Annotated in this window: 17 protein-coding genes, 1 tRNA gene and 2 pseudogenes; 8 read left to right on the top strand and 12 right to left on the bottom strand. The window is 66.6% G+C overall.

Annotated elements, in window-relative coordinates:
* Window positions 1–65: 65 nt before the first annotated feature.
* From GQ57_RS26455 to ompR, 3 genes are all read right to left on the bottom strand, one after another.
* A complete protein-coding gene (locus tag GQ57_RS26455; protein WP_031399305.1) occupies window positions 66–614 on the bottom strand; it encodes a peroxiredoxin in 549 nt (182 codons plus the stop codon).
* Window positions 615–803: 189 nt separating this feature from the next.
* Window positions 804–2,165, bottom strand: a complete 1,362-nt coding sequence (locus tag GQ57_RS26450) for an ATP-binding protein (RefSeq protein ID WP_031399304.1) — start codon at window positions 2,163–2,165, stop codon at window positions 804–806.
* Window positions 2,166–2,203: 38 nt separating this feature from the next.
* Window positions 2,204–2,938 carry an osmolarity response regulator transcription factor OmpR gene (ompR, locus tag GQ57_RS26445; RefSeq protein WP_006478565.1) on the bottom strand — a complete coding sequence of 245 codons (735 nt, stop codon included), beginning with the start codon at window positions 2,936–2,938 and terminating at the stop codon, window positions 2,204–2,206.
* Between the two features lie 257 nt (window positions 2,939–3,195).
* Here ompR and GQ57_RS26440 point away from each other — a divergent pair, with 257 nt between their 5' ends.
* The 3 genes from GQ57_RS26440 (at window position 3,196) to GQ57_RS26430 (ending at window position 6,389) form a co-directional block, all read left to right on the top strand.
* Complete coding sequence (locus GQ57_RS26440; protein WP_031399303.1) at window positions 3,196–3,474, top strand: hypothetical protein; 279 nt, start codon at window positions 3,196–3,198, stop codon at window positions 3,472–3,474.
* A gap of 118 nt (window positions 3,475–3,592) precedes the next feature.
* Complete coding sequence (locus GQ57_RS26435) at window positions 3,593–5,095, top strand: DUF1800 domain-containing protein (protein ID WP_034199478.1); 1,503 nt, start codon at window positions 3,593–3,595, stop codon at window positions 5,093–5,095.
* A 73-nt stretch (window positions 5,096–5,168) separates the two neighbouring features.
* The gene (locus GQ57_RS26430) at window positions 5,169–6,389 is read left to right on the top strand and encodes a DUF1501 domain-containing protein (RefSeq protein WP_034199452.1); all 1,221 of its coding nucleotides are present in this window, start codon (window positions 5,169–5,171) and stop codon (window positions 6,387–6,389) included.
* A 10-nt stretch (window positions 6,390–6,399) separates the two neighbouring features.
* Here the strand turns inward: GQ57_RS26430 and hpnD are convergent, their stop codons facing one another.
* On the bottom strand, window positions 6,400–7,233 hold the full coding sequence (gene hpnD, locus GQ57_RS26425; RefSeq protein ID WP_034199451.1) for a presqualene diphosphate synthase HpnD: 834 nt from the start codon (window positions 7,231–7,233) through the stop codon (window positions 6,400–6,402).
* A gap of 234 nt (window positions 7,234–7,467) precedes the next feature.
* Here hpnD and GQ57_RS26420 point away from each other — a divergent pair.
* Window positions 7,468–7,554: transfer RNA gene (locus GQ57_RS26420), tRNA-Leu, on the top strand.
* A 173-nt stretch (window positions 7,555–7,727) separates the two neighbouring features.
* A pseudogene (locus GQ57_RS43890) lies at window positions 7,728–7,811 on the top strand (tyrosine-type recombinase/integrase); the annotation flags it as partial.
* Window positions 7,812–7,842: 31 nt separating this feature from the next.
* Here the strand turns inward: GQ57_RS43890 and GQ57_RS26415 are convergent.
* A pseudogene (locus tag GQ57_RS26415) lies at window positions 7,843–9,030 on the bottom strand (IS3 family transposase).
* Between the two features lie 58 nt (window positions 9,031–9,088).
* Between GQ57_RS26415 and GQ57_RS42105 the strand changes: the two are divergent.
* Window positions 9,089–9,337 carry a hypothetical protein gene (locus tag GQ57_RS42105; RefSeq protein ID WP_152603357.1) on the top strand — a complete coding sequence of 83 codons (249 nt, stop codon included), beginning with the start codon at window positions 9,089–9,091 and terminating at the stop codon, window positions 9,335–9,337.
* A 501-nt stretch (window positions 9,338–9,838) separates the two neighbouring features.
* Here the strand turns inward: GQ57_RS42105 and GQ57_RS26410 are convergent.
* The 6 genes from GQ57_RS26410 to GQ57_RS26385 all read right to left on the bottom strand — a co-directional run bounded on the left by GQ57_RS26410 (window position 9,839) and on the right by GQ57_RS26385 (window position 16,797).
* Complete coding sequence (locus GQ57_RS26410; protein WP_031399298.1) at window positions 9,839–10,069, bottom strand: hypothetical protein; 231 nt, start codon at window positions 10,067–10,069, stop codon at window positions 9,839–9,841.
* Between the two features lie 514 nt (window positions 10,070–10,583).
* Entirely contained in the window at window positions 10,584–10,952 is a 369-nt protein-coding gene (locus tag GQ57_RS42100; RefSeq protein ID WP_152603356.1) for a hypothetical protein, read from the bottom strand.
* 87 nt (window positions 10,953–11,039) lie between these two features.
* The gene (locus GQ57_RS43885) at window positions 11,040–12,740 is read right to left on the bottom strand and encodes a TylF/MycF/NovP-related O-methyltransferase (RefSeq protein WP_235212700.1); all 1,701 of its coding nucleotides are present in this window, start codon (window positions 12,738–12,740) and stop codon (window positions 11,040–11,042) included.
* 654 nt (window positions 12,741–13,394) lie between these two features.
* Window positions 13,395–14,504, bottom strand: a complete 1,110-nt coding sequence (locus GQ57_RS26395) for a class II histone deacetylase (RefSeq protein WP_034199450.1) — start codon at window positions 14,502–14,504, stop codon at window positions 13,395–13,397.
* 16 nt (window positions 14,505–14,520) lie between these two features.
* Window positions 14,521–15,729, bottom strand: a complete 1,209-nt coding sequence (locus tag GQ57_RS26390; RefSeq protein WP_034199449.1) for an MFS transporter — start codon at window positions 15,727–15,729, stop codon at window positions 14,521–14,523.
* Window positions 15,730–15,750: 21 nt separating this feature from the next.
* Window positions 15,751–16,797 carry a porin gene (locus tag GQ57_RS26385; protein ID WP_034199448.1) on the bottom strand — a complete coding sequence of 349 codons (1,047 nt, stop codon included), beginning with the start codon at window positions 16,795–16,797 and terminating at the stop codon, window positions 15,751–15,753.
* Window positions 16,798–17,101: 304 nt separating this feature from the next.
* Between GQ57_RS26385 and GQ57_RS26380 the strand changes: the two genes are divergently transcribed.
* Entirely contained in the window at window positions 17,102–18,247 is a 1,146-nt protein-coding gene (locus tag GQ57_RS26380; RefSeq protein ID WP_031399292.1) for a helix-turn-helix transcriptional regulator, read from the top strand.
* A 100-nt stretch (window positions 18,248–18,347) separates the two neighbouring features.
* On the top strand, window positions 18,348–19,346 hold the full coding sequence (locus tag GQ57_RS26375) for a 2-dehydropantoate 2-reductase (protein WP_034199447.1): 999 nt from the start codon (window positions 18,348–18,350) through the stop codon (window positions 19,344–19,346).
* Between the two features lie 170 nt (window positions 19,347–19,516).
* Here the strand turns inward: GQ57_RS26375 and GQ57_RS26370 are convergent, their stop codons facing one another.
* On the bottom strand, window positions 19,517–19,966 hold the full coding sequence (locus tag GQ57_RS26370; protein ID WP_031399290.1) for a MarR family winged helix-turn-helix transcriptional regulator: 450 nt from the start codon (window positions 19,964–19,966) through the stop codon (window positions 19,517–19,519).
* Window positions 19,967–20,005 lie beyond the last annotated feature (39 nt).

Genomic DNA, 20,005 nt, shown 5'->3' with positions numbered 1-20,005 from the left:
ATGGGTTGGCCGTTAAAAAAGCCCGCAGGCAGGACGTGCGCCGCGGGCTTCGTGCATCGATGCGCTTACAGCGTTGCGCCGCCGACTGCACGGTTGCACGGGCACAGTTCGTCCGTTTGCAGGCCGTCCAGAATACGCAGGACTTCTTCCGGGCTGCGGCCGACGTTCAGGTTGTTCACCGAAACGTGCTGGATCGTGTTGTCCGGATCGACGATGAACGTTGCACGCAGGGCCACGCCGGCTTCCTTGTCGCGCACGCCGAGCTGGTCGATCAGCTCGCCCTTCACGTCGCCGAACGAGTAGTGGTTCAGCTTGTTGAGGTCCTTGTGCTCACGGCGCCATGCGAGCTTGACGAATTCGTTGTCCGAGCTGCCGCCGAGCAGCACGGCGTCGCGCTCTTCGAACTGCTTCGTGAGCTTCGCGAACTCGACGATTTCCGTCGGGCACACGAACGTGAAATCCTTCGGATAGAAGTAGATGATCTTCCACTTGCCCGGGAACGACGCTTCGGTGACGGTCTCGAACGCCGACTGGCCGTTTTCCTCGTGATTGTTGAAGCCCGGCTTCGCGGCTACGACGGTGAAAGCTTCGAGTTTATCGCCCACGGTTTTCATGCGGATACTCCTGTATGAGTTGGGAAGAAGACTGAGTCAAGCTACCTCGGTGCTGCAACGCTGATGTGACAGCATGCGGTAAACTATAACACTATTAGTAAAGTGCTTCAATAGATTTTGACTAACGAACCCCATAGCTTTTTTCAACCGGTTCGATAGTGTGAAGTGCGGGAAGCCTGCGTGAGCGCGTCACGCGGTCGCACGCGCCTTGCCGGCGCCGGGGAATTCGAGCGTGACTTCGAGGCCCGCTTCGGGGTGGCGGTTGCGCAGTCGCAGCGCGCCGCGGTAGCGGCCGACGAGCCGCAGCACGATCGCCATCCCGAGGCCGGTGCCGTCCGCCTTGGTGCGCGCGGTATCGACGCGGTAGAACGGTCGCATCACGAGCGGCAGCTGATCCTCGGGGATGCCGGGGCCTTCGTCGCTCACCGACAGCTCGACGCGTGCATGCGACACGCGCGTCTCGAGCGTGATGCGCGCGATGCCGTCCTGCTTGCTCTGGCCGTATTTGCGCGCGTTCTCGACGAGGTTGCCGATCACGCGGCGCATGTCGGTTTCGTCGGCCTCGATGACCGCGCTCGGCGCGAGCCGCGTGCGGATCTCGACGCCGTCCTCGCCTGCCAGGCGGGCGGCGACTTCCTGCGCGATCGACGACAGGTCGACGGGCTCGGGCCTGCGCTGCGACGGGCGCGCGTAGTCGATGAAGGCCGCGATGATGCGGTCCATCTGCTCGATGTCGTCGACCATCGCATCCTTGGTCGCCTGGTCGGACGGGCTCATCTCGGTTTCGAGGCGCAGCCGCGCGAGCGGCGTGCGCAGGTCGTGCGAGATGCCCGCGAGCATCAGCGCGCGGTCGGCCTCGAGCTGTTCGAGGTCGCGCACCATCTGGTTGAAGCTGCGGTTGGTCTCGGCCGCGACGCCCATCCCGCGCTCGGGCAGCGGCTCGGGCGCCTGGCCCGAACCGACCAGGCGCGCGGCGAGCGCGAGCCGCGCGAACGGCCGGTTCACGAGGCTCGTGATGAATGCGGAGCCGAACAGCGACAGCGCGAGCGCGAACAACCCCCAGCCGGCCCACTGCAGGCCCGTGACGCTGTCGAGCTGGTCGCGGTCGAGCGCGACCCAGTAATCGTCGTCGTCGATCTTGAAGCTGATCCACACGCCGGGAATGTCGTTGACCGACTGCGCGATCACAGTATCGTCGCCGAGGCGGCTGCGGATGTCGTGCTCGATCAGGCGGTTCAGCGATTCGTCGGGCTGCAGCTTGAACTTGTCGGTCTTCTCGCGCGGGTAGACGCGCACGCCTTCGTTGCTCTCGAGATCCTGCAGCAGCGCGCGCCGCAGATCGGGATCGGAATAGAGCAGGGCGGTGCGCGTGAGCTTCACGATCGCGACGAGTTGCAGCGCGACGCGCTGCGCGCGCGGCTCGCGCTCGATCACGCGAAAGCTCTGGAACCACGCGGCGAGACTGACCGAGATCAGCAGCGCGATCAGCAGGAAGGTGCGCCAGAACAGCCCGCCGAACGCGAGCTGCAGGAGGCGCCGGTCGATACGCATGGGACGGGCCGTGGGGGCGAAACCGGAAAGGAAAAAGATCAGGCGGCGCCGTCCGGGATGAACACGTAGCCGAGGCCCCAGACCGTCTGGATGAAGCGCGGGCTGCCCGGATCCGGCTCGATCAGCTTGCGCAGGCGCGAAATCTGCACGTCGAGGCTGCGGTCGAACACTTCGTATTCACGGCCGCGCGCGAGCTCCATCAGCTTCTCGCGCGACAGCGGCTGGCGCGGATGGCGCGCGAATACCTTCAGCACCGAGAATTCGCCGGTCGTCAGCGGAATTTCCTGGCCCGACTTCGTCAGCGTGCGCGTCGCGAGGTTCAGCGAGAACTCGCCGAACTCGAACACCTCGGTGGTTTCCGACGGCGCGCCCGGCAGTTCGGCCGGCGCCTGGCGGCGCAGCACCGCATGAATGCGCGCGACGAGTTCGCGCGGATTGAACGGCTTCGGCAGGTAGTCGTCGGCGCCCATCTCGAGGCCGACGATGCGATCGACGTCCTCGCCCTTCGCGGTCAGCATGATGATCGGCGTGCGGTCGTTGCTGCCCCGCAGGCGGCGGCAGATCGACAGGCCGTCTTCGCCCGGGAGCATCAGGTCGAGCACGAGCAGGTCGAAACGCTCGCGTACCCAGAGCTTGTTCATCGCGGTCGCGTTTTCCGCGACATAGACATTGAAACCTTGCTCGCCGAGATAGCGGCGCAGCAGATCGCGCAGGCGCGGGTCGTCGTCGACGACGAGAATCTTGGAGGGGTTTTTCGTTTCCATGATCGGCATCTTATCGCGAATGGGAATTGACGCACGGGCGCGTATTTTCACGCGTTACAGTCGGTTACAAAATTTACCCGTAGTGTCGCGCCGAGTAAAGGCAGGCTATAGAGATTCCTTTACTCGAAGACGATATTCGGTAGATACTCCCCAGCACTCCATCATTTATCTTTGACACCCGAATTCCGCAGGGTTTTTCAAGTACCAGAGGTAACCGGTTGCCGCGTGACGAAGGGAACAAATCGACCAAAGAAGCGAGGACGGTCATGCGATCTGCCCGGATTGCACTGATGCTGACGATCGCGCTTGCCGGTCCGTATGCGTCGAACTTCGCGTATGCGCAGCGCCCCGAGCAGGGCGCACAGTCGCGCAAGCTGCCGCGCGGCAAGGCGCCGCAGCCCGATCGTACCGCCGAAATGACGGTCCGTTCCGCCGTGCCTCCCGACCTCGAACAGCGCCGCCGCGACGGGCACATGACGCCCGAGGAGCGCCACCTTCTGCGCCAGCATATCGAAGACGCCGTTCGCGAGTTGTACAAGCGCTGACGCGCCATCCTTTCCGCCGCGCGGAAAAAATTCGTAGCACTTTTTCCGTCAACTTTCGCCCGCCGTTTGCCGTTGTACCGGCATCCGCACCGCCGGTGCGTTCCGGGAGTCCATGACGATGAAAGCGAACGCTGCCGCCCCGGCGCCGTCGCCCGCAATGCAGTCGCCGCTCGACGCCGACGAAGCGCTGTTTTTCCTGAGCCGAACCGGTTTTTCTCCGAGGCCCGCCGAGGTTGCGCGCATCGTCGGCATGACGCGCGCGCAGGCCGTGGCCGACACGCTCGGCAGTGTTCGGCTCGAACCCGTCACGACGTGGCCCGACTGGCTCGACGAGCTGCCGCCGACGCGCGCGCAGCGCCAGGCGCTGACGCCCGACATGCGGCGCGACGAGGACCACGAGCGCAATGCCCGCTACGATGCGTTGCGCGCGGCGTGGGTCAACGAGATGGTCGTGACGCCGTCGCCGTTGACCGAGCGCATGACGCTGTTCTGGCACGGACACTTCACGTCGGGCCAGGACAAGGTGCCTTATCCGCAGACGATGGCCGCGCAGAACGCGCTGTTTCGCCGCGAGGCGCTCGGTAACTTCGGCGTGCTGCTGCACGCGGTCGGGAAGGATCCGGCGATGCTGCAGTATCTCGACGGCGCAAGCAATCGCAAGGGGCGCCCGAACGAGAATTTCGCGCGCGAGGTGATGGAGCTGTTCACGCTCGGCGAAGGGCACTACACGCAGACCGACGTGACCGAAGCCGCGCGCGCGATGACGGGCTGGACGGTCGACCCCGACACGCTGCGTTTCGAGGTGCGGCCGGAATGGCACGATGCGGGCGACAAGACGATCCTCGGCGAAACGGGGCCGTTCGACGGCGACGGCTTTCTCGACATCCTGCTGAAGCGGCCCGGCACCGCACGCTTCATCGCCGGCAAGCTGTGGCGCGAGTTCGTGTCGGACACGCCGGAACCGGCTGCGCTCGACGCGGTGGCCGAGCGGTTTCGCTCGAGCGGCTACGACATCCGCGCAGCGCTCGCCGCGCTGTGGTCGACCGATGCATTCTGGGATCCGCGCAACCGCGGCGTGCTCGTCAAGTCGCCGGCGGAATTCGTCGTCGGGTCGGTGCGGCTGTTCGACGTCGCGTACGGCGATCCGCAGATGCTCGCGAACACCGTGCGCACGCTCGGGCAGAACCTGTTCTACCCGCCGAACGTGAAGGGCTGGCCGGGCGGCGCGCTGTGGGTCAACAGCACCACGCTGCTCGCGCGCAAGCAGTTCGTCGAGCAACTGTTCCGCGCGACGGAGACGGCCGGCATGCACCCGCAGGCGCATGCGATGGCGCTGCCGCAGAATGCCCGCGCGCACGTGATGCCGGTGGTCGATACGGCGTCCGCCGCCGGCGCGCGCGCGGCGCCTGCCAAGCCCGTGCGCGCCGGCCTGCGCTTCGACCTCGAACGCTGGCTGGCGCAGTATCGGGCGCGCCCGCAGGCGATCGCGGGCTTGTCGACCGAGCTGCAACTGCAGCACGCGGTGCTGCAACTGTCGCCGGTCGCGGCGATCGACACGGATTCGACCGGCAGCGCGTATCTCGAGGCGCTGTTGATGGATCCGGCCTATCAACTGAAATGATGCGAACCACACCGAACCGGTGCGACGGCGCGGCAACGCTGCCGCCGCTGCGCGGCGAACCAAGGGATGCACGATGAACCGACGTGATTTTCTGACGCTGACGGGCGCGGCCGCCGCCGCCGGCGTGTCGATGTGGCAGTCGCCCGCGCTGGCGGCGTCCGCCGCGCAGGCGGGGCGCAAGCCGGCGGCCGGGTATGCGAACGTGCTGATTCTCGTCGAGCTGAAGGGCGGCAACGACGGGCTCAACACGGTGGTGCCGTATGCGGATCCGCTGTACTACCAGTTCCGGCGCAGCATCGGCATCAAGCGCGAGCAGGTGCTGCAGCTCGACGCACACACGGGGCTGCATCCGTCGCTCGCGCCGCTGATGCCGCTGTGGCGCGACGGGCAGGTCGCGGTCGTGCAGGGCGTCGGTTATCCGCAGCCGAACCTGTCGCATTTCCGCTCGATCGAGATCTGGGATACCGCGTCGCGGTCGGATCAGTACCTGCACGAAGGCTGGCTGACGCGCACGTTCGCGCAGGCGCCCGTGCCGCCCGGTTTCGCGGCGGACGGCGTCGTGCTCGGCAGCGCCGAGATGGGGCCGCTGTCGAACGGCGCACGCGCGATCGCACTCGTCAATCCGGCCCAGTTCATCCACGCGGCCCGGCTTGCCGAACCGTCGTCGCTGCGCGAGCAGAATCCGGCGCTCGCGCACATCATCGATGTCGAGAACGACATCGTGAAGGCGGCCGACCGGCTGCGCCCGCACGGCGGGATGCGTGAATTCAGGACGGCCTTTCCGGCCGGCGCGTTCGGGACCTCCGTCAAGACCGCGATGCAGGTGCTGGCCGCCTGCGAGGCGTCCGGGCCCGGCGCGCAGGATGGCGTCGCGGTGCTGCGCCTGACGCTCAACGGCTTCGACACGCACCAGAATCAGCCGGGGCAGCAGGCGGCGCTGCTCAAGCAGTTCGCGGAAGGCATGAGCGCGATGCGCGGCGCGCTGATCGAACTCGGCCGCTGGAATCAGACGCTCGTGATGACGTATGCGGAATTCGGGCGCCGCGTGCGCGAAAACCAGAGCAACGGCACCGATCACGGCACGGCCGCGCCGCATTTCGTGATGGGCGGCCGCGTGGCCGGCGGGCTGTACGGCGCGCCCCCGGCGCTCGGCCGGCTCGACGGCAACGGGAACTTGCCGGTCGCGGTCGATTTCCGCCAGCTTTATGCGACCGTGCTCGGGCCGTGGTGGGGGCTCGACGCAACGCGCGTGCTGCAGCAGCGCTTCGACATGCTGCCGTTGTTGAAGGCGTGATGCGCGACGGTTAGCGGCGGCGCGCGGCGCGCCATGCGATCCACAGCTTGCGGATCGGCGTCAGTGCGATGCGCTGGTGCAGCACCTGGTAGCCGTCGCGCTCGATTTCGTCGAGCAGCGCGCCCGCCAGCGCGATCTGCGCGCGCAGCGTGCGTTGCATGCGGCGTTCGGCGGCGGGAATCGCCGCAGCGGCTGCCGCGAGCGCTTCGCGCGCGCGGGTCGTCTGGAACTGCAGCAATTCGGTGAAGGCGGGGCTGTAGCGGCGGTTCAGCAGATCGGCCGCGGTCACGTTGTAGCGCTGCAGTTCGTCGATCGGCAGGTAGATGCGGCCGTGGCGCGCGTCGTTGCCGAGTTCCTGCACGAACTGCGCGAGCATCAGCGCGCGGCCGGCGTCCGCGGCCCACGGTTGCGGGTCGGCCGGGTTTGCCGAACTCGCACGCGCGACCAGCGATGCGAACATGCCGCCGACTTGCGCGATGTATCGCTGCAGGTTCGCGAAATCGAGGTAGCGGGCCTGTTCGAGATCCATCCCGTAGCCGTTGACGAGCGTGCGCAACGCGTCGGCCTCGGCGGCGATCGCCGGATGATGTTGCGCGAGCGCCTTCGTGACGGGGTGGGACGGCTGCCCGCCGGCCAGCGCGGCGAGTTCCTTGTGCCACCACGCGAGCTTCGTGTGTCCGACGGTCGGATCGCTGGTTTCCTTGACGGTTTCCTCGAGTTCGCGGCGCAGCGCGAACAGCGCCGTCAGGCGCGGCTGCGTGGCGAGCGGCGCCTGACGCAGCGCGTAGTAGACGCTGGAGCCCGCGGGGGCGGCCTTTTGCTGGCAGTATTCGTCGAAATTCACGGGCGGAATCGTGTGGGGCGGGTTCGGGGGACGCGCGGCGGCGCGAGACCGAAGCGTCGAGCGCGGCATTCTAGCATCGCTGCGCGACGGGTGCCGGCGGGGCGAGACAAGGCCGCACGGATCGGGTAGAATCTCGCGCTCGCCTGATCGGGCGTGCCGGTTTTCAGGCCGGCGCGATGTCCCGGGCGCGCGGCGCATCATTTGCGTGGCGCGCGGTCGGGCGGCAGAAAATGCGCGTGAGTGGCGAAATTGGTAGACGCACCAGGTTTAGGTCCTGACGCCCGCAAGGGTGTGCCGGTTCGAGTCCGGCCTCACGCACCAAAGTATCTCCCAACGATTCCCAACGTTGGCCAAAAAGCCCTGCCAGTCAATGACTTGCGGGGCTTTTCCTTTCCAAGGTCGCCCAGCACTTCCCGTTGACACCCACGAAATCAGGGGGCACCGTAGGGGGGCAGTTTTTCTGATCCGGGGCATCGAAATGCCCCCATGACCAAATGCCCCTTACCGATGTCGCCGTCCGTGCGGCCAAGCCTCGCGAAAAATCCTACAAGCTGGCCGACGGCCAGGGCATGTACCTGGTGACCCTGTCTCGTTTCCACGTACAGCAAGTCATGCGGCGATCAACGCGGCCTCGTAGTCGACGGGGTATGGAAGTCGATTGAGGTGTGCAGGCGTTGCCGATTGTCATAGCCTTCGATCCAGTCGACGATGTCCAGACGAGCCCGGGCGCGTGTTTCGTAGTGGAGCTGATAGATTCTTTCGACTTTCAGCGTCTTAAAGAAGCTCTCCATCGGGGCGTTATCCCACGCATTCGCGCGTCGGCTCATCGAGATGTTCATCTTGAAGTCGGCGGCAAGCTTCCGGTAGGTTCGGCTTATATACCGGCTTCCGCGGTCGGAATGTAACAGCAGCCCCGGTGCCGGCTTGCGTTGCCAGCATGCGCTGCGCAGTGCCTGGCAGACCAGGTCGGTATTGATTCGTGCGGCCATCGACCAGCCCACGATGCGTCGGCTCGCCAGATCCAGGATCGCCGCCAGATATAACCAGCCTTCGCCGGTCCGGATAAACGTGATGTCGCTGACCCACGCCCGATTGGGCAGCCAGCTGTCGAAACGACGATCAAGCAGATTGGGGGCCACCGGCTAGGCGATGCGTCGAATCCGTCGTAACTCGATACGCACGCTTGTAGACCGGGCGCAGACCCTGGCGTTGCAAGCTGCGACATACGCGTTCGGCACTCGCGGGCTGGCCTTGGGCACGCAACTGCCGCACGATACGAGGACGGCCGTAGCTGCCGCGGCTTTGACCGGTGGATGGCGGCGACCGCCGCGTCCAGTGCTGCATTGGCCTGAGTGCGTGCGCTTGGGCCACGCCGACGCCATTGGCAATAACCGCTGCGCGACACATCAACTATTCGGCACAAGCGACTGACGCTGTACCGGTCGCGGTAAGTATCGATCCAGGCGTACTTCACCGCGACCCCTTCGCAAAGTACGCCGTTGCTTTTGAGAGAATTTCAATATCGAGTTTCGCGCTGGCCAATTCCTTGCGTAGCCGACCGTTCTCCGCTTCCAGTTCGCTAATCGGGCCGGTCGTTCGTGCCGCGACAGACTCACGACCACCAGCCTGACCAACGCCGTCGGCCCGGCGACTACACAGCATCCAGTTCCCTAATGTCGCTACCGGTACCCCAAGCCGTCGCGCGGCCTCATGCTGACCGACTGATTTGGCAAGCTTGACGGCCTCGACTTTGAACTCGTCCGTGTATTGCCGTTTCGGTACTGACTTCTCTGACATGCAACCCTCCGTACATACAGGAAATTAACAAAATTCCTGCTGTACGCGAAATCGAGGCATGGTCACCCTGGGCCTGTTGCGCGAGGGATACAGGCGAGCGGATCGGGAGATAACGATTTCCGGTCCAAGCGTCCATCCCAGTGAAATCATCCAGGGGGCACATCTGGGGGGCATTCAAAGAATTCGAACTCGGAAATTTTGCTTTGAAATAATGGCTTATGATATTGGTATGATGTCGGCCTCGCACCAGAAGTCGAACGCGCTCCGCGCAGGGGCCGTTCACGAAAAAGCGTTGCCGGTCGGCTGACCGCAGCGCTTTTCAGTTGCTGCCGGCGGCATCACGGCAGGGGGCGCCGTACGACGCGTGCTCCGGAAATCAGGTCGCGGTCATTACGTGGCCGCTGTTCATGAAAGAAACACAACCGCACCGAGGGCGCAGATGCTTCACACCGTACGTACGTCAGTTTTCGTTCCGGCTCTGCTGCTGGCCGTGCCGGCGTGGGCCGCGACGCCCGCCGACAATGTCGCATGGAGCGTCCGGCCCGTGCAGACGGCGGTTACGTCGTCCGCGTGCTCCGCTTACTCGGGGCGGGTGATATCGAACGGCGAGCCGTTGTCGACGGGAACCGTGCTGAAGGCGCTCGGTACGTCGCTGGCCGCCACTTTGCTGGGCGCAGCGACAGGCGGATATCAGGGCGCTGTTTCCAACCCGTGTGCGCCCCCCGGTCTGTAACCGGTTCGCACGTCTCAACGCATCATCCGAAACAGGTTCGATACCCGGCGCCACGCGTCGCCGTTTCAGGCGCGCCTATTCCCAGATGCTCCGGATCGCGACCGCCACGATCACCGGGACCGAGAACACCAGCGGGATCGCGAAATACTGCGCTTCGCGATCGACGACCCAGCTATAGATCACCCACGCCGCGCCGAGCGCGAACGTGATGAGGCCGACCGTCACGGCGGCGATGTTCAGCACAAGCTTCGACGGCTGGCGGCGCGGCTTGACGTTGTCGTTGTTATCGCGCGGGGACGATTTCATCGGAAGAGTGGGGCTGGGCCGGAACGGAATGCTGCGGGAAAGATTGGTCAGATAAGGTTGACACGATTGCGCGCTTTCGGAAACCCCCTAAAAACGGCCTCCAGGGAGGCGTGCAGGGCGTTCTTCATTCGCTTTCCGTTCGAGACACCACCAGTGTAGATGCCCATTGATGGGCTGACCTGCCGGATCGCTGCGCGTCTCGCACCGTTTGCGTTGCGGGATTTCGCCCGGGTGACGGCGTATCTGCACTGCCGCGAGCACGACGTGCGACAGCGGATCATTGCGGAGAAAGGCCTCCCGCTTCCCGGGCGTATCCGGTCGGGCCACAGTTCGTGCGAGAGCGCTCAAAGCCTCCGGTGCGCGAACGAGGTAGTCGCGTGGGCAGCGTCCGGCGCGGGCAAGGCTGACCGCTTTACCAACTGATGCGGCTCGCTCCGTGCGCCGTGCAAGCGGTTGTCGGCCTGGCGAGCGACAGCGGGCCGGACTCCGCGCCCAAATTCGAGGGCACGAAAGGTCATTCCCGTGTTGGCCAGTTGCGCCGGTCGAACGGTTCGTCGTCTTCAAGTGCCGGCAGCCCAGGCACACGTGCGACGACATGCGGGGTGAAGCCATCCGTTCCCGCTTTAGACATCACCCTAAGCGGCTTCTTTCCGGTCGATTTCGTTTCGCTCTTCGAGAGCGGGGCGTCCTCGGCCGCGGCGAACGGTGTTCGTTGTCTCGATCCCTGCAACCAGAGCGGGGGCTGCCAGCGCAATTTCGAGCGTCGATACTTGATCGATCCGGGCAGCGAACTGATTGTCGTAGAACTGGTTTGTGGCGTACTTAACGGCAGCCTGATCCGCAGGCTGCCGTCGGGCACCTGGACGATCCAGCGGCTCCACACCAGTCCATCGGCGTCAGCCAGTCTGGCGTGCGGCGGCTACGCACGTTCGGCGTGCCGAACCGCCATGCGCATGAAGCAGGACGAACCCTACGCTTTCACGATCAGCCCCTGCCCGGTTGGCAGGCTGGCGATAGGCACGTTGTTGGCCCTGGCCCAGGCGTCCATGCCATCCTTCTGGGACTGATAGCCGTAGTAGGCATAGTCGTCGAGCAGAACCATCCCGCCGGTCGGAATGCGGTTCCACAATGATTCGATTGCGGCCACCTCAGGCGGGCTGCAGTTCAAATCAATGTGCAGGAAGGCGACAGCCTCCGATTTGATTTCGGAGAGCGTTTCCGGAATGCTGCCGACGACGATTTTCGTGTTGTGCCACTCCGAAAAATTGCTCCTGACCTGTTCGATGTTTTCCGTGTAGAAGCCGCTATCGAGGTCCCTCTGGTTCCGTGCGAGAACTCCTGCATCCTTTTCCAGCCCGCTCACATAACGCGCGTCGATACCTTTGAAGGTATCCAGGAGGTAGAACGTCCGCCCGGTCGAGTCCCAGTTCAGCAGTTTCATGATCGCCGAACTGAGGAAGCCCCGGTTGACGCCGCATTCCACAAAATCGCCCGCTACGCGTATCGCCGCTCGTGCGGCCCACAGCCCCATGTGTACGCGCCAGTACCATTGGTAATCCGCTCCCGCCGCCTGAACCCCCCGGCCATAGGCTTCGACAAAATCCGGGTGCTCCATGAAGTCGTGGTTGTGCATGGAGCGAAGCCCGTCGAATTCGTAGGGCTTGTCGAGCGAGGGCCGTAAAGCGCGTGCCAGCCCTTTATAGGCCCGGTTTTCCTTATGTCCGAAGCGGAGGTAATGCTCCACCGGGTCAATTCCGGCTTCGCGAACGTCGGGGTTCAGTCCCAGATACTCCTCGGCATCGAAATCCGGGGGCAATGCGACCGGATGCTCCGACTTGTCCTCATTCCCGGCTGGCGTGTCCTCGGAGAGCGGGCGTGGCGCGCCGGAGCCCTGGTCCGGCCGAGTCCCGTTGCGGCAGGCGAAGGCCAGCGCGGCCGGATACTCGACGGTGTGGATCGTCACGTTGTCGAACCCGGCCTGCATGATTTGCCGCCACGCGTCCGCGCCATACTCGGTGTGGACCAGATGGTCGTCCGCATTCGTGCCGGGCGCGCCATGAAAGCTCCCCGGCAGCCCGTTCCGGCTGCGTGTCATTCGGCCCACGACGACCGGTACCGTGAAGCAAAGGTAGCCATTCGGCTTCAGGACCCGCCTGCATTCGGCGAGTGCATGGACAGGGTTGGCGACATGTTCAAGCGTGTCCGAGTGGACGACGAGATCGAACGATTGGTCCGGGTATGGAAGCGCGTGCATGTCCACCTCGGGGTACGCGCCGAAGGTGTATGACGGCAGACGCCGAAGAAGAGGACTCAATGTTCCGGCTTCGTTGATCTCCAGTACATGGAGATCCCGGTACGCATCGTCCTCCACTGCATTGTGCAAAACGGTAGGGATTCCGAAGCTGGAGCGAATGGCATTTGCCAACGCAATGGATCGCAGATTGGCGCCACACGCAGTGCAACGCTCAGCCTGCTGACGGTTGATATAGGCGACTTCTTCAGGGGAGAGCTGCCACTCGTTTATAAGTGAGGGCCAAAGGCAGTCGCCTGACGAGAACTCCGTTCCGCCACACACGCCGCAGGTCAGCTCGCGGGCAGTTTCCGCTTTGGTCGCTTCACTTGTCCGGGAGGTTTCGGCAAGTGCCGGAAGGTCGTTGTGTTGATCTTCCATTGCAGTGTCGTGCATACAGGATCTCGCTTAACCGGGGCGCGTAAAGGTTCCGCAGTCTAGCAGACAAGTAACGCGCGATAACCGGCGCGTAAAGAGAGGGCGACAGCCGGAAAATGGCCCTGTGCCGATTCCATGTGCAGCAACAAGTTCGATAATTTTTCGACTGAATCCGAAAGGTGGCGGCGTACTTCGCGAGGGGGGAGGGCCGTCACGACAAGCGACATCATTTTCGTCGGGACCGGCGAGGGCGGGTCGTATCTGACGGCGATTCCGGATCTGGCGAGTCGGCGTATCTTCGGCGGGCCGATGTCCGGGCGGAGCAACGCGGATCCGGTTTGCCAGGCGTTGCGCAGCACGCGCTGGCAACGCACCCGTCGCCGGGATTGTTGCCGCACTCCGGTCGCGGAGCCCAACGACGCCAGTCGCGCGTGCCGGAATGCCGTGTTAAAGCCGGACGTTTCAATGATCCGCCATGTCAACGCCGGGGATAACGCCCCGATGGGGGGGCTTCTTCGAGACGCTTGAGGCCGGGAGAATCTACCCGGCTCACCATGAAACACGGGCCCGAACAGCAGCAAAGCCACAGCAAAACCCATTCGCAACGATCGCGCAAGAGCCGGCGCGAACCGGCCCCGTCGGCGCCGTTCCCGCGCGTTACAACCTGAACGCTGCGGCCAGCTCGTCGAGCAGCCCGCGCTGGAACGCGACGAACCGCTCGCCCGGCTGCTGTGCGATCGCGAGATCAAGCATCGGATCGGTGACCTCGGTGCGAATGCCGGCCAGTTCCTCGACGATCGCGAGCCCGCAGAACGGCACGTAGGCCTCCGAATAGCCGCCTTCGTGGACGATCACGAGCCGCCCGCCGCAATGGCGCTGCGCGGCCTCCTGGACCGCGCGCGTCATGAACCGGTAGCTGTCGGTATGCAACTGCATGCGTGCGAGCGGATCGACCGCGCTTGCGTCGAGCCCGCTCGCGACGACGATCAGCTCCGGCCGGAACCGTTCCAGCGCCGGCAGCACGATTCGCTCGAACGCGTAGCGATACGCGTCGTCGCCGCTTCCCGCGAGCAGCGGCACGTTCAGGTTCGCGCCGACGCCGGCGCCTTCGCCGCGGTCGTCCGCGCCGCTGTAGCCGGGCGGGAAGCAGCGGTCCTGATGCAGCGAAATCGTCAGCGTGTCCGGATCGTCGTAGTAGATCGACTGCGTGCCGTTGCCGTGATGCACGTCCCAGTCGATCACCGCGACGCGCTCGATGCCGTGTTTCGCGCGCGCGGCTTCGATCGCGATCGGGATGTTCGCCAGCATGCAGAAGCCCATCGGGCGGTCGCGCAGGCAATGATGGCCGGGCGGCCGTGACAGCGAGAACGCATTGGCCGCGCGCTCGCCGACGACCGTATCGACCGCCGCGATCGCGAGGCCGGCCGACAGCGCGGCGATCTCGTAGCTGCCCTTGCCGAACGGCGCGAGATCGCCGAGGTCGCCGCCGTTCGCGTCGCTGAGCGCGCGGAATGCGTCGAGATAGTGCGCCGGATGGATGCGCAGCAGGTCCGTGGTCCTGGCCGGCTCGGCGCCGCGCAGGTCGAGTTGCGCGGCAAGGCCCGACGCCTGCACGAGGGACAGGAAGCGGCGCTTCGAATCGGGCGATTCCGCGTAGCCCGCGCTCGACGGCGGCTGGACCCAGCCGCCGACCGGGAAGAACAGCGCATGGGTGCCGCCGGTGTGCCAGAAAGTGCGTTCGTCGGTGAAGAAGGCTGTGCGATTCATGGATGTGCGTGACCTGTCACGGTTGGGAGGAAACGGAGGGGCGCGTGCGGCGATCGATATGGCGCAACGCGGCGAACGAAACGATTGCGACGGCCGTGGCGGCCGCGAACAGCGCGTGCATCGAGCCGCCCGCGTCGAGCATCAGCCCGGCGCCGAGCGGCCCGGCCGCGAGGCCGGCGCCGATCACGAAATTGAGCGTGGCGACGAGGCGGCCCGACGTGTCGATCTGCGCGACGGTCGCGAGGATGAACGGCAGCACGAACGTCCACGCGAACTTGAACGCGAAGATCGCCGCGCTGTAGCCGCCGGCCTGCCGCGTCGCGGCGAGCGCGACGAGCGACGCCGCGAGCAGCGCGTAACCGGCCGCCAGCATCGCGCGCCGCGCGAGCCGGCCGCCCGCGCAGGCGGCAAGCGCCGCGCCGGCGATTCCCATCACGCTCGCGATGGCGAGCACGTTGCCGGTCGACTGCGGATCGAGGCCGGCCTCGGCCGCGGCGCGGCTCGCGAACGTCCACACGCTGCCGATGGCGAGGTAGAACGTCAGCACCGCGCCGATCGCGAGCACGACGAAGCGGCGCGGCGTCTGTGTCGGGGTGCCGCGAGCGGGGTGCGCGGATGTCGTCCGCGTGCCGAGCGACGACGGAAAGCCGCGCGACAGCGGCGCGGCGAGCAGCGCGAGCGCCGCGAGCGCGACATACAGCGCGCGCAGCCCGAACGCGGCGAACACATGCGGCAGCAAGAACAGGCCGATCGCGCCTGCGACCAGTTGCCCGACGACCCACAGGCCGTACACGCGGTCGCTGTTGCCGCTCGTCGCCGCGCTCGTCATGCAGAGCACCATCAGCGAGCCGCCGCCGAGCGCCGTGGCGGCGCGCAGCGCGAGCAGCAGGGGGAAGCCCGGCATCCACAGCGCGGTCAGCAGGTTGCCGGCGCCGAACAGCGCGATCGCCCAGGCCGCGACGCGGCGCGCGTCGATCCGGCCGAGCCACAGGTACGACGGCACGGTCGCGAGGCTGAACGCACCGAGTTCGACGAAGAAGTAGGTGCCGATCTGCGACGCGGACAGCCCGAGTTGGGTCGCGAGCTGCGCGGCGACGGCCGGCGCGACGAGCAGCAGCAGCGGCGTGATGGCCGCGAACGCGACGAGCGCGACGAGCGTCGAACGAGCGAACGCCGGCGCGCGGCCGTCGGGCGAGAGGGCGGCATCCGGGGACAGGGTTTTCATGGCGGGATCTCGTCAGGGGAGTCAGAACAGGTGGTACATGCCGACCATCGCGCCGAACTGCGACGCGCCGGCAAGCGGCGTCGGGTCGTATTCGTAGACGGTCTGCGAACTCTGGCCGCTGTTGCGCGCGTATCCGAGGTTCACGTACGCGACGGTGCGTTTCGACAGTGCGTAGGTGGTGCTCGCGATGAACAGCGTCGGGTGGCCGATCGCCGGCGTGCGCGAGTCGGTGTGATACACGCCGGCATTCAGGCCGATCCCGTTCGCGCTCAGGTAGCGCGCGCCGCCCCAGACGATCGTGCGCGCCGCGTCGAGGTCGCCCGTCAGGCGCTCGACCCCGGCGTAGACGGTGAGCGGCAGCGTCGCGAACGCATAGCGCGCGGCGAGCGTGCCGAGTTCGCGGCGCCGCGCCGATGCGTCGTCGGTCGCCGATACGTCGCCGTGCGCCTGATGCAGCACCGCGCTGACCGACAGGCCGTTGCTCGCGTACTGGCCGCCGAGTTCGAGCACGCGTCCGGCGCGCGTATTGCCGGCGACGCCGGCCGTCGCGGCGAGCGCCTCGACGTCGAAGCCCGCGAACGTCGGCGACTGGTACTTGACCGATTGATCGATGAAGTTCGCGTTCATCGGCACGAGCACGCCCTGGCCGCTGTACGACGCGTACCAGAGCGGGTCGTAGAACAGCGTCTTGTCGAACAGGACGCTGAACTGCCGCCCGAGCGTGACGGTGCCGACCGGCCCCGCGATGCCGACGTACGCGCCGCGAAAGAACGCGTAACCGGGCGCGGTCGCGGTGCCGTCGTTGACGTTGAGGCCCTGTTCGAGCTTGAACAGCGCACGCCAGCCGCCGCCGAGATCCTCGTTGCCCTTCAGCCCGATCTGGGAAGGCAGGATGCCGTAGTTCTGCAACTGCACGGCCGAGTGGCGGCCGTCGGCGTGCGTCAGGTATTGCACGCCGGCGTCGAGCGCGCCGTACAGCGTGAGGGTCGACTGCGCGTGTGCGGCGGCGCCGCACGCGGCGAGCGTCGCGGCGGCCGCGGCCGTGCGGATGAAGCGGGGTGTCGTCACGTGGGGTTCTCCATACCGTCCTGCATCTGTCGTTTGTCGTGGGTGGGTCGCGACGCAGTGTCCGCAGCGGGAAACCCGTCGAACAGTCGTACAGATGAACGGTGTGGAAAACCCGCGGTGCGCGGCACGCAAGCGGCGCGCGGTGGCGGCGCGGCGTGCTGCGGAGCAGCAACGTGCCGCGCACCGTTCAAATGGATGGGGCTGGCGCCTGTTCCGGCGGCGTGACCCGCCAAAAAAGCCGATCGCTATAATCGGCCGGTGTCGCTGCGCACATCAGCAGCCCGATCGGGCGGGGGAGCGGAAGGTGAGGATCACGACGGATATCGGGCAGGATCTCGAAGCGCTGCGCGACGTGCCGGCCGCGATCGTCCTCGACGAGTTCGCGTGGCCGCCGCTGGCGTCCCGGCGCGCCGATTTCGACGGCGTCGCGCGCGGCGACGCGGCGCAGCGCGAGCTCGGGCTGATGCTGCTCGATCTGTACGCGGTCGCTGCGCAATCTGGCATCGGCGAATTCGAGTACCGGTTCTTTTCCCTGCTGCAGGCGCTCATTCCGTTCGATGCCGCGTGGACGGGCGTCGCGACGCACATGCCGACCGGCCCCGTGATGCACAACAGCTTCCTGTACCGGCTGCCGCACGCGTTCTTCACCGACTGGAAGCGCGTGCGCGACTGCGACCCGCTCGCGCACCGCACGCTGCACGGCGCGCACGGGCACGCCGTACGGCTGTCGGTCGTCGAGCCGGGGCTCGATGCGCGGTTTCGCGGCTGGTGCGTGAAGTACGGGCTCGCGCAACTGATGTGCGTGTGTACGCTCGATCGCCGTTTCGGCCTGACGACGTTCATGTCGATCTACCGGCAGGGCCTGAATCGCCCGTTCGACGACGACGAAGCGCGCCGTTTCGAGGAAGTGATCCCGCATCTCGCGGCCGCGCTCACGGTCAATCGCGCCGCGCAGCTCACGCGCGAGCGTGGCGATACGGCCGAGCCGGCCGCGCGCGCGCTGTGCGACAACTTCGGCGTGCTGCATCACGCCGATCACGGGTTCGACGACGTCCTGCGCGCCGAATGGCCGGCCTGGGCCGGCGCGCGCGTGCCGGAGCCGCTCGTCGCGCACCTGCGGCGCCAGTCGGGCCAGCCGTTCGTCGGCGACGCGTTGCGCATCCAGTGCGTGCCGGTCGCGGGGCTGTTCCAGATCGAGGCGCGGCCGCGCTCGCTGCTCGACCGCCTGAGCCCGCGCGAACTCGCGGCGATCCGCTATTACGGCGCCGGCCGTTCGCACAAGGAAGTCGCGCAACAGATGGCGATTTCGCCGACGACCGTGCGTCACTACCTGCGCTGTGCGTACCGCAAGCTCGGCATGCACGACAAGAGCCAGATCGCGGGCGTGCTCCGTGCGACCGGCGGCGCGGCCGACGACGAACCGGTCGAGGCGGGCGGCGCGTCGGGTTGAACCGTCCGGACGCGGGCGCGTTGCGCTCCGTCTCCCGAATGGTTGTGCCCGCAACCATTGGGCGGTATGCTCGTCAGCTTCCAGGAGACGGAATTCCATCATGAACGACACGAATTCAGGGTCGGTGCGCGCGGCGGTGGTCGGGGTCGGCGCGATCGGCGGATTGCTCGCGGCCGCGCTGTCGCGGGCCGGCATGACGGTGAGCGCCTATGCGCGCGGTGCGACGCTCGACGCGTTGACTACGCACGGCGTGCGCGTGATCGACGAGACGGGCGCGACGTCGACGGTCCCGGTGCGCGCGAGCGACGATGCGGCCGCACTCGGCGTGCAGGACTACGTGGTGATCGCGTTGAAGGCGCAGGCGCTGCCGGCGCTCGCCGCGCGCATTGCGCCGCTGGTCGGGCCGGACACCGTGATCGTCGCGGCGATGAACGGGCTGCCGTGGTGGTTCACGCACGGGCTGGAAGGGCCGATCGACGGCGTGCCGCTCGACGCGGTCGATCCGGCCGGCGCGGTGTCGGCCGCGCTGCCGCCGGCGCAGGCGATCGGTTGCGTCGTGCACCTGTCGTCGAGCACCGACGGGCCGGGCATCGTGCGGCGCGGGCGCGGCAACCGGCTGATCGTCGGCGCGCCCGATCCGCGGCTCGACGCGGCGACGGCGCGGTTTGCCGCGGCGCTCGCGGTGGGCGGTTTCGACGTCGAGTCGACGCCTGCGATCCGGACCGAGATCTGGACGAAGCTGTGGGGCAACATGAACATGAATCCGCTGAGTGCGCTGACGGGGTCGACGGCCGAGCAGTTGCTCGACGATCCGTTCACGCAGGATCTCGCGCTGCGGATGATGGAGGAAGCGGCCGCGATCGGTGCGAAGCTCGGCCTGTCGACGGGAATGAGCGGGCCCGAGCGGATCGCGGTCACGCGCAAGCTCGGTGCGTTCAAGACGTCGATGCTGCAGGATTTCGAAGCGGGGCGCCCGCTCGAGATCGGGCCGATCCTTGGCGTGTTTCCGGAGCTCGGGCGCAAGCTCGGCGTGCCGACCCCGCACTGTGACGCGGTGCTCGGCCTGCTGCGCCAGCGCGCGGCGAACAGCGGGCTGTAGCGCTCGCGCGGCGGCGATGCGGGCATCCTTGCCGGATGCCGCCGCACGACGCAAGACGGGGTGCGGATCGAGCGACCCGGGCAGCCGGTCGAATTCGTCCGACCAATGCGGACGGCAGCGCTCGAGCGGGTACGCGACGCCGGGCCGCGTGCCCGGGCCCGGCGTGCGGCTTACTCGTCCCGTTCGGCCGCGTGCGCGACGACCTTGTCGAGCAGCCGCTCGAACGTCTGGCGTTCGCTGTCGGACAGGCACGCGAGCAAGCCTTCATTCCACTTGCGCACGATCGGCATGATCTTGCGGTGCAGCGCGCGGCCGTCGGCGGTCAGCGCGATCAGCACGATCCGGCCGTCCTCCTCGCTGGCGCCGCGCTCGAGCAGCCCCTGGCGCAGCAGCGCCTCGGCCGCGCGGCTCGCCTGGCTCTTGTCGAGGTTGGTGTGGCGCGCCAGATCCATGATCGAGAACGGGCCGAAGGCGCCGACGGCGGCGATCACGCGCGCCTCGGGCAGCGAGATGTCGAGCTTGTGCCGGTACACCTCGCCGATCCCGCGGTCGGATCGCTTCGTGAGCGCGTGGAGGCGATAGGTCAGAAACTGATCGAGCCCGGCTTGACGGCCTTTCATGTCGAATCCTGAAGAAAAAGGGCGGGCCCGATTGTTCCT

The organism is Burkholderia sp. MSh2 (genome assembly GCF_000731655.1).
GTDB lineage: Bacteria > Pseudomonadota > Gammaproteobacteria > Burkholderiales > Burkholderiaceae > Burkholderia > Burkholderia paludis.
Note: the sequence above shows the minus strand (reverse complement) of the source record. Positions and strands in the feature narration are given on the sequence as shown.